The sequence below is a fragment of the Duganella rhizosphaerae genome, from assembly GCF_040364205.1.
GTDB classification, from domain to species: Bacteria; Pseudomonadota; Gammaproteobacteria; order Burkholderiales; family Burkholderiaceae_D; genus Rugamonas; species Rugamonas rhizosphaerae.
Genome location: NZ_BPWK01000011.1, coordinates 161043 through 174458 on the forward strand (window position 1 = coordinate 161043; position 13416 = coordinate 174458).

Consider the following 13416-nt stretch of genomic DNA (forward strand, 5'->3'; position numbering starts at 1 on the left):
GATGGGCGTTGAAATCGAGCGCAAATTCCTGTTGCGCGGCGATGCGTGGAAGAACCTTGGCGAGCCGGTGTTTTTTCGCCAGGGCTATCTGTCGTCGCACAAGGAGCGCGTGGTGCGGGTGCGCATCGAGGGCGACCGGGCGGTGATGACGATCAAGGGCCGCAACGTCGGCGCCACGCGCGGCGAGTGGGAGTATCCGATCCCGATGGCCGACGCGGTGGAGTTGCTGGACCGCTTGTGCGAGCAGCCGCTGATCGAAAAATACCGCCGCCGCATAGACTATGCCGGCAACGTGTGGGAAGTCGACGAGTTCCTCGGCGCGAACGCGGGACTGGTGGTGGCCGAGATCGAATTGAGCTCGGAAGACCAGGTATTCGACAAGCCGGAGTGGGTGGGTGACGAAGTCACCGATGACCTGCGCTACCTCAACTCCAGCCTGATCAAGCACCCGTATTCGGCTTGGTAGCACGGTGGATTTGTACTAAGCTGGTGGGATGGACAACGAGCGATTTGCCGCGCTTGAGGCGCACTACAATGCCATCCTGCCAACGCTAGCGACGAAGGCGGACATCGAGGCCTTGCGTGCCGAAATGCATAAAATGTCCGCCGAGACCCACAAATGGATGGTGGCTAGCCTGATCGGCTTGTTTATCGGCTTCGGCGGGCTGGGCATTACACTCAGCCAGATTCTGAAGCCTCAAGTCCAGCTCGCGACGGCACAAGTGGGAGCGCAACAACTTCAGCCCATCGTCATCTACCTGCCTCAACCTCAAGCTGCGCCACAAAAATAAAAAAAGCCCCGCGAGGGGCTTTTGTCATCAGTGGAAGTGCTCGGTGCCGGTGGGCGTATCCTCGGGCATTTCCGCGTGCGCCAGTTCGCCGACCGGGTCGGCAAACAGCGGCGCGCCGCAGTCGTCGCAGAACTCGGCCACGAAACGCTCGCTGTGCTTCTTGATCTGCGTAACGCCAGCCTCGTTCAGGTTGTTGATGATTTCCTCCACCGGCGTCACCGGCTGCTGCACCACGCCGCCAGGACCGCCTTGCAGCGGACCTTCCGGCGGCGTGCCTTCCTCATCTTCCTGCCCGTACAGCGGCCACACCACGCCGTAGATCACGTCCGGCGACGAACGCTGGGTGAACGCCACGCGGTATTCGTCGATCTGGCCGTCGGCGTTTTCCTCGCCGAAGCCGGCGATCACCGCGCGCAGTTCGGACGGCTCGATCGCCAGCGTATGCGTCAGGTAGTGCACGGCGGCGCGGATCGATACTGGACGGATCAGCTTGTCCGCCTCGCGGCAGGCCATGTAGTAGGCCTCCGGCAGCAGCAGCTCGACGCCGCAACCCGGCAGCAAACGGTTGATGGTCGGCGTGACCTGCGCGCGCCACTGTTCCAGCGCGTTGGTGCGTTCGCTGACGAAGTTGGCCTGGTTGGCCGGCATCTGCCAGCGGAACAGCGGGCCGCCCGCCGGCGTCACCACGGCCACCAGCAGGTAGCGCGTGTCGGCCAGGAAGGGCGCCGTCTCCGGCACCTTGGTGTCGGCCTTCAGCACCGTGCCCTTGAGCGCGGCCTGCGCCAGCTTGTGCACCTTGGCGTAGGTCTCGACGTGGCTGCGCGGCAGCTGGTCGATCGAGAACAGCGTGGGCGACATCGCCATGTGCGTGCCGTCGGCCAGCAGGTGGGCCGAGAAGTGCGCCGACAGTGTGCTCAGGATATCGGCCGGGATCGCGCCCGAAGCGATGGCAAAGCGGGTCCACGCCAGGATGGGCGCGGCCACCAGCAGCACGTCGTACTGCTTGGCGACGCCGTCGGTTTCGACGGTGATGCTGCTCGATTCGCTGACCGCCTCCACGCCATCCATCAACACGTCGTACGCGTTCAGGTCTTCCTTGAAAAGGCTGTTCAAGGTCGAATCGATGGTTTCCTGGTGACCGGTCTTGAGGAGTTTGTGGAGCTGCGCATCGAGGCTGTGTTCCCAGGCCCGCTCTTCGATACGGCTGGCCGCCTGCCCGACTGCGAGGGCATAGGTGACGAGGCGCTGGCTCTCGGCAGACAATTTATGGGATGAATCTTTGTTTGGACGACGCATAGCGCAATAAGAGTCTCATAAAAGTGGATAAAGCGGATCAGTCATGCAGATGATAACCCTTATGAACCGTATTGTAGTTGATTCGCCCATCAGGCTCGCATTAGTTCTGAACGAAGCGGCAAATTCCCGCCCGGCGAAAAAGTTTGCGTAAGCTGGGAACGCGGCGCCCGCGGCCGCCATCTAATGCCGCACAAACAGTTATCAGACAGGAAGCCTCAGCATGCAAGACTATTCCAGCCTACCGCTTTCCCCGGACATTGCCGATGCCGAACTGGCCCAGCGCGTGGCCGCCGGCCAGCGCGGCGCCTTCGAGCTGCTGATGCGGCGCCACAACCAGGCCTTGTACCGCGCCGCGCGCAGCATCCTGCGCCACGACCATGATGCCGAGGACGCGCTGCAGGACGCCTATCTGCTGGCCTTCCGCGCCATCGGTACCTACCGTTCGGACGCCCGGCTGGCCACCTGGCTGACCCGCATCGTCATCAACGTCGCCATTGCCCGCGCCCGCCAGGGCCGGCGCCGCGCCGAGGTGGTGCAGCTGGACGGCGGCGCCGACCTCCAGCCCGACCAGACAGGAAGCCCGATGGACAACCCCGACTCCGACACCCCCGAACGCGCCGCCATGCGCGCCCAGATGCGCCAGCTGCTGGAGCAGCACATCGACGACCTGCCGGACGTCTACCGCACCGTGTTCGTGCTGCGCGCGGTGGAGGAGATGAGCGGCGACGAAGTGGCCGCCTGCCTCGACATTCCCGCCGCCACGGTGCGCAGCCGCTTCTTCCGCGCCCGCAGCCTGTTGCGCAGCGCGCTGGCGCTGGAGGTCGACGCCGCGCTGGAATCTGCCTACGCCTTCGACGGCGCGCGCTGCGACCGCATCGTGGCCGGCGTGCTCGCGCGACTGGAATTTTCCGGCAAGGAGTGACCTTGCCGTTTGTAGTACCAACCTGGAGAAACACCATGTCTTTTTTGATCTCGAACGACGACGACCGCAGCCACCCACGCCGCATGTTCCTGGGCCAGTCCGGCCTGCTGCTGTCGGGCGCTGCGGTGGCGCTGCTGGCGGGGCGCGACGCGCTGGCCGCCAAGGGCAATGCCGGCGCCGGTGACGTCGGCATCCTCAACACCGCGCTGGGCGCCGAGTTGGAGGCCATCGCCGCCTACCAGCTGGGCGCGGAGAGCGGGCTGCTGCAAAAGCCGGTGCTGGACCTGGCGCTGACGTTCCAGGGCCATCACAAGGAGCATGCCGACGTGCTGGCCAAGACCATCCTCAAGCTGGGCGGCCAGCCGGTGGCGGCCAAGTCCAAATATGTCTTCCCGACCGACAAACTGAAATCCCAGGAAGATGTGCTGCGCTTTGCCGCCATGCTGGAGAAGGGGGCGGTCAGCGCCTACCTGGGCGCGGTGCCGCTGTTTGGCAATCCGGAGCTGGCCAAGGCCGCCGCCAGCATCCTCGGCGACGAGGCGATGCACTGGGCCGTGCTGCGCAATGCGCTGGGCGAGGCGCCGGTGCCGTCGGCCTTCATGTCCTGATTGTGCTGAATCCGATGAGGATGCTCGTGGCGGCAGTGCTGCTGGCGCTGGCCGGCGGTGCGGCAGCCATGCCGGCCGCTCCAGCCAGCGAGCAGGTGCGCGCCGGCGAGGCCGTGTACGCCCGCTGCGTGGCTTGCCATGCGCTGGCCTACGACCGCACCGGCCCGCGCCATTGCGGCCTGTTTGGTCGGCGCGCCGGCAGCGTGCCTGGCTTTGCGTATTCGCCGGCCATGCGCCGTTCCGGCATCGTCTGGGATGCGCGCACGCTGGACCGGTTCCTGAATGATCCGACCGGCGCCGTGCCCGGCACCAGCATGGGCTACGCCGGCGTCAAGGACGGCAAAGAGCGGGCGGCGCTGATCGCCTACCTGAAGCAGGCCAACGGCACGCCGGACTGTACTGGAACTAAATAAAAAAACGCCCCTGTGGCATTGCGGCGGCCTTGGCCGTCGCACGCGCACAGGGGCGTTTTTTACGTGGTACTTAAAGAATTAAGCAGCCAGCAGCTGACGCAGCACGAATGGCAGGATACCGCCGTGCTTGTAGTAATCGACTTCGATCGGGGTATCGATACGCAGCAGCACTTTCACTTCCTGTGCCGGCTTGCCTTCGCGATGGATGACCAGGGTAGCCAGTTGCTGTGGCTTGATCTCGCCTTCCAGACCCTTCAGGTCGTAGACTTCCTTGCCGGTGATGCCCAGCGATTCAACACTGTCGTTGCCGATGAATTGCAGCGGCAGCACGCCCATGCCGACCAGGTTGGAGCGGTGGATGCGTTCGAACGAACGCACGATCACGGCCTTCACGCCCAGCAGCTGGGTGCCCTTGGCTGCCCAGTCGCGCGACGAGCCGGTGCCGTACTCTTCACCGCCGAACACCATGGTTGGTGTGCCTTCGGCAACATACTTCATCGCTGCGTCGTAGATCGACAGCTGTTCGCCGCTAGGCTGGTGAATCGTGATGCCGCCTTCAACCGCCGAACCGTCCGCCTTGGCAGGAATCATGCGGTTCTTGATACGCACGTTGGCGAAGGTGCCGCGCATCATGATCTCGTGGTTGCCGCGACGCGAGCCGTAGGAGTTGAAGTCGGCCTTCATCACGCCGTTGGCCAGCAGCCATTTGCCCGCTGGACCGTCTTCCTTGATGGAACCGGCAGGGGAGATGTGGTCGGTGGTGATCGAATCGCCGAACACGCCCAGTGCGCGCGCGCCGGTGATGCCGGTGGCGGCCGCTTTCGGGGTCATCTCGAAGCCGTCGAAGAACGGTGGTTCGGCGATGTAGGTCGACGCTGGCCAGTTGTAGACGTTGCCTTCGGTCGACGACACGTGTTCCCACAGCTTGCCCGGGTTGCCCTTGACGTCGGCGTAGTTCGACTTGAACACTTTCGAGTTCATCGCGAACTTCATCAGCTTGGCGATCTCTTTCGAGGTCGGCCAGATGTCGCCCAGGTACACGTCCTTGCCGTTTTTGCCCTTGCCAACCGGCTGGGTCATCAGGTCGACGGTCATGTTGCCGGCGATGGCGTAGGCCACGACCAGCGGTGGCGATGCCAGGAAGTTCGAACGGATGTTCGGGTGGATCCGCGCTTCGAAGTTGCGGTTACCGGACAGCACGGCCGAGGCGACGATGTCGTTGCTGCTGATGGCGGCGTTCAGTTCCGGGGTCAGGTCGCCGGCGTTGCCGATGCAGGTGGTGCAACCGTAGGCGGTCACGCCGAAGCCCAGTTGCTCCAGGTATGGCAGCAGGCCGGCGGCGGTCAGGTACTCGGTCACAACGCGCGAGCCGGGGGCCAGCGAGGTCTTGATGTGCGGAGCGACGGTCAGGCCGGCTTCGACGGCTTTCTTCGCCAGCAGGCCGGCGGCCAGCAGCACGCTCGGGTTCGAGGTGTTGGTGCACGAGGTGATCGCAGCGATCAGCACGTCGCCGTTTTTCACGTTCACGCCGTTGGTGGTGGTGTAGGTCTTGTTCAGGTCTTCGGCTTTTTTGTTGAAGCCGTTGTCGGTGGTCGGCTTCGAGAACAGTTCGGTGAAGTTGTTTTTCACGTTGCCGATTTCGATGCGATCCTGTGGACGCTTAGGACCGGCCAGGGATGGGGTAACGCTGGTCAGGTTCAGTTCCACCACGCGGGTGTAGTCGATGTCGCCGGCTTTCGGTACGCCGTACAGGCCCTGGGCCTTGAAGTAGGCGGCGAATGCAGCGATTTCGTCCTTGGTGCGGCCGGTGCCTTCGAAGTATTCGATGGTGGCGTCGTCAACCGGGAAGAAGCCCATGGTCGCGCCGTATTCAGGCGCCATGTTGGCGATGGTGGCGCGGTCGGTCAGCGACAGCGTCTCGGTGCCTTCGCCGAAGAACTCGACGAACTTGCCGACGACTTTTTCCTTGCGCAGCAGTTCGGTGATGGTCAGTACCAGATCGGTTGCGGTGCAGCCTTCGCGCAGGATGCCGGTCAGGTTGACGCCGATCACGTCCGGGGTCAGGAAGTAGACTGGCTGGCCCAGCATGCCGGCTTCCGCCTCGATGCCGCCCACGCCCCAGCCGACTACGCCGATGCCGTTGATCATGGTGGTGTGCGAGTCGGTGCCGACCAGGGTGTCCGGGTAGTACACGCCGTCAGCGGTCTTGTGCACGCCGCGCGCCAGGTATTCCAGGTTGACCTGGTGGACGATGCCGAAGCCGGGAGGCACGACGCCGAAGGTGTCGAAGGCTTGCATGCCCCACTTCATGAACTGGTAGCGCTCGTTGTTGCGCGAGAATTCCAGCTTCATGTTCAGGTCCAGCGCGTTCTTTTCGCGGAAGTGATCGATGGTGACCGAGTGGTCGACCACCAGATCCACTGGGACCAGCGGTTCGATTTTCTTGGCGTTGATGCCCATCTTGTAGGCGACGTTGCGCATTGCGGCCAGGTCGGCCAGCAGTGGCACGCCGGTGAAGTCCTGCAGCACCACGCGGGCGACTACGAATGGAATCTCGTCGGTACGGTCGGCGGTCGCGCCCCAGTTGGCCAGCTGCTTGACGTGTTCTTCGGTGACCTTCTTGCCGTCGCAGTTACGCAGCACGGATTCCAGCACAACACGGATCGATACCGGCAGGCGGGAGATTTTGGCGCCCAGGCTCTTTTCCAGGGCTGGCAGGGAGTAGAACTTGCCCTTTTTGCCGGAAATGTTGAAATCCTTAAGCGTGTTCAGAGTGTTGCGGGACATGACCTCTCCTTCGTGGGTATCGTCTATTATTGAAGTTAAAACCGTGGTGCTGGCGCCCGTGCCGGCGCGCCCCTTTTGGAACTTATTTGGAGCTTATTTGTTACTTATTTGTAGCTAAATTAGTGGAACGTGACCTTGGTGCTGGTCGGCTCCGTGGCGCTGGTGACGACCGGTTTCAGTTGCTCGGCGTTGCGGCATTCGTTGGCCAGCTGGCGATTCTGCTTGGAGTCCAGCAGCATGCCCTTGGCCGGAATGCCGATCCAGATCAGGCCGTACATCTTGTTTTCAAAGCGCTGCGCGCCGGTGGTGGTGCCCACGCGGGTCAGGCGGTGCAGGCGCTTCTTCCAGCGCAGCGCGATGTGCGCGTCGTCGTTGACGTTGGCGTAGATGGTGATCTTGTTGCCCAGTTCGCAGTCGAATTCGGTCACGGCGTCGTCGGTGACGGCCGGTTCGTCGGCGTCTTCGTCCGGCGCCTTGGTTTCGACCGGCTTGGCGGCGGCTTTGGACTTGCCCGCCTTCTTGACGGGTTTTTTGCCCGATGCGTTGGCTGGCGCGGTGGTCTGCGCCTGCGCGCCGGCGGCCAGGGTCATGGAGGCCAGCGCGAAGCTGCAAGCGATGAGTAGTTTGGAGATGGACGTCATGGTGTTTCCAGTGTGGGGTCGGTGGGGCTGCCGTTGATCAGCGTGTTGGCGGACTCGGGCAAGCTCAGCCCGGCCAGCTTGGCGCGCTGTAAAACGGTCCAATAGTATCTGTAGCTTGCACGGTCATGCAAGCGCCCGTTTTGGGAAATTGGCCCCCATTGCTTCGCCTCTGCTTCAAGCAGGATGGCGGCCGCCTCGCTGACCTCGGACAGGCGCGGCGTGAAGGTCTTGATAATTGGTTTGATCTGGTTAGGGTGGATGCTCCACATGCGCGTGTAGCCGAATTCGGCGGCGGCGCGCTGGGCATCGTTGGCGGCGACCGCCGTGTCCTTGATCTCGGTGGTGACGTTATGCGACGGCACCTTGCCGTGCGCGTGGCAGGCGGCGGCGATCTCCAGCTTGGCCCGCACCACCAGCGGGTGCGTGAACTGGCCCGGCGTGCGCATCGCGTTGGCCGGGATCGCGCCGTAGTGTGAGGAGACGAAATCCATGATGCCGAACGACAGGCACTGCACCTGGGGCAGGGCGGCGATGTCGTAGGCTTCGCGCAGCGCGCCGTGGGTTTCGATCAGCACGTGCACCGGCAGGTCCTTGCGGCCGGCCTTGGCGGCGTGGGTGTTGATCAGCTTGATGGCGGCGGCCACTTCCTTGGCGCCGTGCACCTTGGGCAGCACCAGGTAGGCCAGGCGCTGGGCGGCGGCGCAGATGATCTCGACGTCCTGGGCGAAGAACGGGCTGGCGACATCGTGCACGCGGGCGCCGATGCGGTTGAATTTGTTCTCGTCCGACAGCAGCAGCTCCGTCACCAGGCGGGCGTGGGCTTCCTCGTTGCCGGCACTGGCGCCGTCTTCGCAATCGAGGGTGATGTCGAACAGGGGGCCAAGCTCTTGTTGCAGGGCGATCGATTTGCGCATCAGCTTTTCGGAGCCGGCGTAATGGTCGCAAGCCGGCAGCAGCAGCGGCTGGCGATTGCCCTGGAATAAAACCTCGGATGGGTGCATGCGGGAATCTTGAGTGGATACAGACACCGCGCTGCTCTCGGCAGCGCGGCGGGTGCGGCGGATCGGTGGTTTAACCGGTTCCACGTGCGGGTGGTGTCAGAACTTAGGCTGGCAGCAGGTGCTTGACGCCTTCACGCTCTTCGGTCAGTTCTTTCAGCGTCAGGTTGATGCGCTCTTGCGAGAACGCGTCGATTTCCAGGCCCTGGACGATTTTGTATTCGCCGTTTTCGGTGGTCACCGGGAAGCCGAACATGGTGCCTTCAGGGATGCCATACGAACCATCCGAAGGAACGCCCATGGTGGTCCACTTGCCGCCGGTGCCGACGTGCCAGTCGTGCATGTGGTCAATCGCTGCGTTGGCTGCCGATGCTGCCGACGACAGGCCGCGCGCTTCGATGATCGCTGCGCCGCGCTTGCCGACGGTCGGCAGGAACACGTTGGCGTTCCATTCCTGGTCGTTGATCAGGTCCTTGACGTTTTTGCCGTTCACGGTAGCGAAACGGTAGTCGGCGTACATGGTTGGCGAGTGGTTGCCCCATACGCACAGCTTTTCGATGTCCTTGACGGCGGTGCCGGTCTTGGCGGCCACTTGCGACAGCGCGCGGTTGTGGTCCAGGCGCAGCATGGCGGTGAAGTTCTTGGCCGGCAGCGATGGCGCCGATTTCATGGCGATGTAGGCGTTGGTGTTGGCTGGGTTGCCGACCACCAGTACTTTGACGTTGCGCGATGCGACGGCATCGAGCGCCTTGCCTTGTACGGTGAAGATCTGGGCGTTCGCTTCCAGCAGGTCTTTACGCTCCATGCCTGGGCCGCGTGGACGGGCGCCAACCAGCACGGCGTGGTCGACATCCTTGAAGGCGGTCATCGGGTCGGAGTGGGCGGTCATCCCGGCCAGCAGCGGGAAGGCGCAGTCGTCGATTTCCATCATGACGCCCTTGAGCGCTTTCTGGGCTTTCTCGTCGGCGATTTCCAGCAGTTGCAGAATGACTGGTTGGTCCTTGCCCAGCATGTCGCCATTGGCGATGCGGAACAGCAGAGCGTAACCGATTTGACCGGCGGCGCCGGTGACAGCAACACGCATTGGGGTTTTAGCCATGATGAATCTCCAAAGTGGGAATTAAAACGTTCTCGAAGCAGGACCGGTGCCGGTCCGGGAAAACCGTAATCATACTGCAAATTGAGTGCTTAGAATGTATGCCGAAGCGTCAGCTAATGCGTCTCGCCGGGGAGTGTAGGCCTGTGGATGGCATCTGTCAATCCTATCTTATGTCTTATATAAGACAGATAAGTTATTGCTTGTTTTTGCTGGACGGCACCGGGCATTTGTGGTGAAATCTTGGTCTATGAATTCAGTCCCGCCCAATCCGAACAGCAATTCCACTGCCGTCAGCACCGGCGGGGCTGCCGGACCGTCTGCGGGCTCCGCGGCCGCGCCGTCGCCGACTTTCTCCCCACTGTACCAGCAAATCAAGGCGCTCATCACGCAGAGCCTTCAATCGGGCGAGTGGAAACCGGGTGAATTGATCCCCAGCGAAGTGGAGCTGGCCAACCGCTTCAAAGTCAGCCAGGGCACGGTGCGCAAGGCGATCGACGAGCTGGCGGCGGAGAACCTGGTGATGCGCAAGCAGGGCAAGGGCACCTTCGTGTCCACCCACCATGAGGCGCGCGCCCATTTCCGCTTCCTGCGCCTGATGCCCGACGAGGGCGTGCCGCACTACCCGGAAAGCAAATTCATCGAAGTCAAGCGCATGCGCGCGCCGGCCGACGTGGCGCGCCTGCTGGACCTGAAGTCCGGCGACGCCGTCATCTTCATCAAGCGCGTGCAATCGTTCGACAGCCTGCCGACCATCGTCGAGGAGCTGTGGTTGCCGGGCATGACCTTCAAGGGACTGACCGCCGAACGGCTGGTCGAGTACAAGGGGCCGATGTACGGCCTGTTCGAATCCGAGTTCGGCACCCGCATGATACGCGCGACGGAAAAGATCCGCGCCGTCTGCGCCGGCGCCGAGGATGCCGAATTGCTGCACATCCCCGTCAATACGCCGCTGCTGGCGTCCGAACGGGTGTCGTTCACGTATGGCGACAAGGCCGTGGAATTGCGCCGCGGCTTGTATTCCACGGAGCGCCATCATTATCACAATGAATTGAATTGAGGAGACCCTGAAGCACTAAGAAACCGCTTCAGGCAGCGTAAACAGGGCGCCGTCACACCCCGGTAGCATTGTTGCGCTGATAATACGTTGAGCTACGGAAAGTAGCCGCCGCTTAGTGTTGCCAAACACTATTTTAGTTATATGTAACAATAGATATTGGTTATGAGTGCGAAAATCGGCGAAAATCGCAGTCTCGATATTTTTGTTTAAGCTTAGGAGGTCTTGTTATGTCAGAAGCCGTAAGGGAAACCCCAAAAAAAGAACGGCCGGAGTTCCGTAACATTCATGTTACCGAATTGTCCAACTACCGCATGCCTTTGGCGAGTATTGTCTCCATCCTGCACCGCATCAGCGGCTTCATGATGTTTGGCTTGCTGCCTTTCGTGCTTTATCTGCTGGAGCAGAGCTTGCGCTCCGAGATCTCCTTCGCCTACTACCAAGGGATCGTTTCCTATCCGCTGGTCAAACTGATCATCCTGGCCCTGGTCTGGGGTTATATGCATCACTTCTGCGCTGGCGTACGCCACCTGGTGATGGATGCCCACATCGGCCTGGACAAGGATTCGGCCCGCAAATCGTCGGCCGGCGTGCTGATCGTCAGCCTGACGCTGACCGCAGTCGTCGCCCTCAAACTGTTTGGAGTTTTCTGAGATGGCAAATAACAATGTTGGACCTAAACGCCTGGTAGTCGGCGCCGGCTACGGCATGCGCGACTGGCTGGCACAACGCGTGACCGCCATCATGATGGTGCTGTACACCGCCATCCTGCTGATTTCCTTCCTCACCGGCCAGAACTTCACCTATGAAGGCTGGGCTGGCCTGTTCGCCCAGCAGTGGTTCAAGCTGATCAGCGCCGTGACCCTGTTCGGCCTGTTCTTCCACGCCTGGATCGGCGTGCGCGACATCTGGATGGACTACGTCAAAGCCGTCGGCCTTCGCCTGACCCTGCAAATCGCCACCATCCTGTGGTTGGTCGCTTGTGCCGTTTGGTCGGTACAGATACTCTGGAGTGTGTAATCGTGGCAGCTATTAAATCTGCAATCCCTACCCGCCGCTTTGACGCGGTAATCGTCGGCGCCGGCGGCTCCGGCATGCGCGCATCCCTGCAACTGGCTGAAGCCGGTCTGAACGTGGCGGTGCTGTCCAAAGTCTTCCCAACCCGCTCGCACACCGTGGCGGCGCAGGGTGGCATCGGCGCCTCGCTGGGCAACATGGCTGAAGACAACTGGTTCTGGCACATGTTCGACACCGTCAAGGGTGGCGACTACCTGGGCGACCAGGATGCGATCGAATTCATGTGCCGCGAAGCACCGAAGGTCGTCTACGAGCTGGAACACTTCGGCATGCCGTTCGACCGCAATCCGGACGGCACCATCTACCAGCGTCCGTTCGGCGGCCACACCGCCAACTTCGGCGAGAAAGCCGTGCAGCGCGCCTGCGCCGCGGCCGACCGTACCGGCCACGCACTGCTGCACACCCTGTACCAGCGCAACGTCCGCGCCCGCACCCACTTCTTCGTTGAGTGGATGGCGATCGACATCATCCGCGACGCCGAAGGCGACGTGGTCGGCGTGGTGGCACTGGAAATGGAAACCGGCGAAACGATGATCCTGGAAGCGAAGACCACCATCTTCGCCACCGGCGGCGCAGGCCGCATCTTCGCCGCATCGACCAACGCCTTCATCAACACCGGCGACGGCATGGGCATGGCGGCACGCGCCGGCCTGCCGCTGCAGGACATGGAGTTCTGGCAGTTCCACCCGACCGGCGTGGCCGGCGCCGGCGTCCTCATCACCGAGGGTGTGCGCGGCGAGGGCGGTATCCTGATCAACTCCGAAGGCGAGCGTTTCATGGAGCGTTACGCGCCGACGCTGAAGGATCTGGCGCCGCGCGACTTCGTGTCGCGTTCGATGGACCAGGAGATCAAGGAAGGCCGCGGTTGCGGTCCGAACAAGGATCACGTCATGCTGGACCTGCGCCACATCGGCGCCGACACCATCGCCAAGCGCCTGCCGTCGATTCTGGAAATCGGCCACAAGTTCGCCAACGTCGATGCGACCAAGGAACCGATCCCGGTCGTGCCAACCATCCACTACCAGATGGGCGGTATTCCAACCAACATCCACGGCCAGGTCGTCACGCCTGGCGCCGACGGTTCGCAGAAGGTCGTCAACGGCCTGTACGCGATCGGCGAGTGCGCCTGCGTTTCGGTGCACGGCGCCAACCGCCTGGGCACCAACTCGCTGCTGGACCTGCTGGTCTTCGGCCGCGCAGCCGGCAACCACGTGGTCGCGTCCAACCTGAAGCAGAAAGAGAACAAGCCTCTGCCGAAGGACGCCGCCGACTTCGCGCTGGGCCGCCTGAACAAGCTGGAAACCTCGACCGGCTCGGAAAAAGTGCAGGGCGTCGCCAACGACATCCGCGCCACGATGCAGAAGTACTGCGGCGTGTTCCGTACCGACGAAATGCTGACCCAGGGCGCCAAGGAAATCATGGTGCTGGACGAGCGTCGCAAGCACGTGTCGTTCAAGGACAAATCCATGGTGTTCAACACCGCGCGCGTCGAAGCGCTGGAACTGGACAACCTGATCGAAACCGCAAAAGCGACGATCACGTCGGCCGTAGCACGCAAGGAATCGCGCGGCGCCCACGCCCACAACGATTTCCCGCACCGCGACGACGACAACTGGATGAAGCACACCCTGTGGTATTCGGAAGGCAACCGACTGGAATACAAAGCGGTCGTTACCAAGCCATTGACGGTTGATACCTTCAAACCGAAACCACGTACTTTCTAAGGGCTA

At 62.3% G+C, this 13416-nt stretch carries 14 protein-coding genes; 9 read left to right on the forward strand and 5 right to left on the reverse strand.

Annotated elements, in window-relative coordinates; translation table 11 throughout:
- Position 1 precedes the first annotated feature (1 nt).
- The gene (locus RUGAMON1_RS22380; RefSeq protein WP_445232613.1) at positions 2 to 466 is read left to right on the forward strand and encodes a CYTH domain-containing protein; all 465 of its coding nucleotides are present in this window, start codon (positions 2 to 4) and stop codon (positions 464 to 466) included.
- 28 nt (positions 467 to 494) lie between these two features.
- Positions 495 to 791 carry a hypothetical protein gene (locus RUGAMON1_RS22385; RefSeq protein ID WP_445232614.1) on the forward strand — a complete coding sequence of 99 codons (297 nt, stop codon included), beginning with the start codon at positions 495 to 497 and terminating at the stop codon, positions 789 to 791.
- Positions 792 to 818: 27 nt separating this feature from the next.
- On the opposite strand, the gene RUGAMON1_RS22390 is transcribed toward RUGAMON1_RS22385, so the two are convergent.
- Positions 819 to 2087 (reverse strand): DUF2863 family protein, encoded by a 1269-nt coding sequence (locus tag RUGAMON1_RS22390; protein WP_445232615.1) that lies wholly within the window; start codon positions 2085 to 2087, stop codon positions 819 to 821.
- A gap of 220 nt (positions 2088 to 2307) precedes the next feature.
- Here RUGAMON1_RS22390 and RUGAMON1_RS22395 point away from each other — a divergent pair, with 220 nt between their 5' ends.
- Genes RUGAMON1_RS22395 through RUGAMON1_RS22405 form a run of 3 tightly spaced genes read left to right on the forward strand, consistent with a single transcriptional unit; the run spans position 2308 to position 4030 of the window.
- The gene (locus RUGAMON1_RS22395; RefSeq protein WP_445232616.1) at positions 2308 to 3009 is read left to right on the forward strand and encodes an RNA polymerase sigma factor; all 702 of its coding nucleotides are present in this window, start codon (positions 2308 to 2310) and stop codon (positions 3007 to 3009) included.
- A 35-nt stretch (positions 3010 to 3044) separates the two neighbouring features.
- On the forward strand, positions 3045 to 3617 hold the full coding sequence (locus tag RUGAMON1_RS22400) for a ferritin-like domain-containing protein (RefSeq protein ID WP_445232617.1): 573 nt from the start codon (positions 3045 to 3047) through the stop codon (positions 3615 to 3617).
- Positions 3618 to 3637: 20 nt separating this feature from the next.
- A complete protein-coding gene (locus RUGAMON1_RS22405) occupies positions 3638 to 4030 on the forward strand; it encodes a c-type cytochrome (RefSeq protein WP_445232661.1) in 393 nt (130 codons plus the stop codon).
- A 78-nt stretch (positions 4031 to 4108) separates the two neighbouring features.
- Here the strand turns inward: RUGAMON1_RS22405 and acnA are convergent, their stop codons facing one another.
- From acnA to RUGAMON1_RS22425, 4 genes are all read right to left on the reverse strand, one after another.
- Positions 4109 to 6817 (reverse strand): aconitate hydratase AcnA, encoded by a 2709-nt coding sequence (gene acnA / locus RUGAMON1_RS22410; protein ID WP_445232618.1) that lies wholly within the window; start codon positions 6815 to 6817, stop codon positions 4109 to 4111.
- Between the two features lie 119 nt (positions 6818 to 6936).
- Positions 6937 to 7458, reverse strand: coding sequence for a hypothetical protein (locus RUGAMON1_RS22415; RefSeq protein ID WP_445232619.1), 522 nt, complete (start codon positions 7456 to 7458; stop codon positions 6937 to 6939).
- Entirely contained in the window at positions 7455 to 8459 is a 1005-nt protein-coding gene (locus RUGAMON1_RS22420; protein ID WP_445232620.1) for an HpcH/HpaI aldolase/citrate lyase family protein, read from the reverse strand. The genes RUGAMON1_RS22415 and RUGAMON1_RS22420 overlap by 4 nt, the downstream gene beginning before the upstream one ends.
- 103 nt (positions 8460 to 8562) lie before the next feature.
- On the reverse strand, positions 8563 to 9555 hold the full coding sequence (locus tag RUGAMON1_RS22425; protein ID WP_445232621.1) for a malate dehydrogenase: 993 nt from the start codon (positions 9553 to 9555) through the stop codon (positions 8563 to 8565).
- Positions 9556 to 9802: 247 nt separating this feature from the next.
- Between RUGAMON1_RS22425 and RUGAMON1_RS22430 the strand changes: the two genes are divergently transcribed.
- The 4 genes from RUGAMON1_RS22430 (at position 9803) to sdhA (ending at position 13410) form a co-directional block, all read left to right on the forward strand.
- Positions 9803 to 10612, forward strand: a complete 810-nt coding sequence (locus RUGAMON1_RS22430) for a GntR family transcriptional regulator (protein ID WP_445232622.1) — start codon at positions 9803 to 9805, stop codon at positions 10610 to 10612.
- A gap of 227 nt (positions 10613 to 10839) precedes the next feature.
- Entirely contained in the window at positions 10840 to 11262 is a 423-nt protein-coding gene (gene sdhC, locus RUGAMON1_RS22435; protein ID WP_445232623.1) for a succinate dehydrogenase, cytochrome b556 subunit, read from the forward strand.
- Between the two features lies 1 nt (position 11263).
- A complete protein-coding gene (sdhD, locus tag RUGAMON1_RS22440; protein WP_332852420.1) occupies positions 11264 to 11629 on the forward strand; it encodes a succinate dehydrogenase, hydrophobic membrane anchor protein in 366 nt (121 codons plus the stop codon).
- A 2-nt stretch (positions 11630 to 11631) separates the two neighbouring features.
- On the forward strand, positions 11632 to 13410 hold the full coding sequence (gene sdhA, locus RUGAMON1_RS22445; RefSeq protein WP_445232624.1) for a succinate dehydrogenase flavoprotein subunit: 1779 nt from the start codon (positions 11632 to 11634) through the stop codon (positions 13408 to 13410).
- Positions 13411 to 13416: the final 6 nt, after the last annotated feature.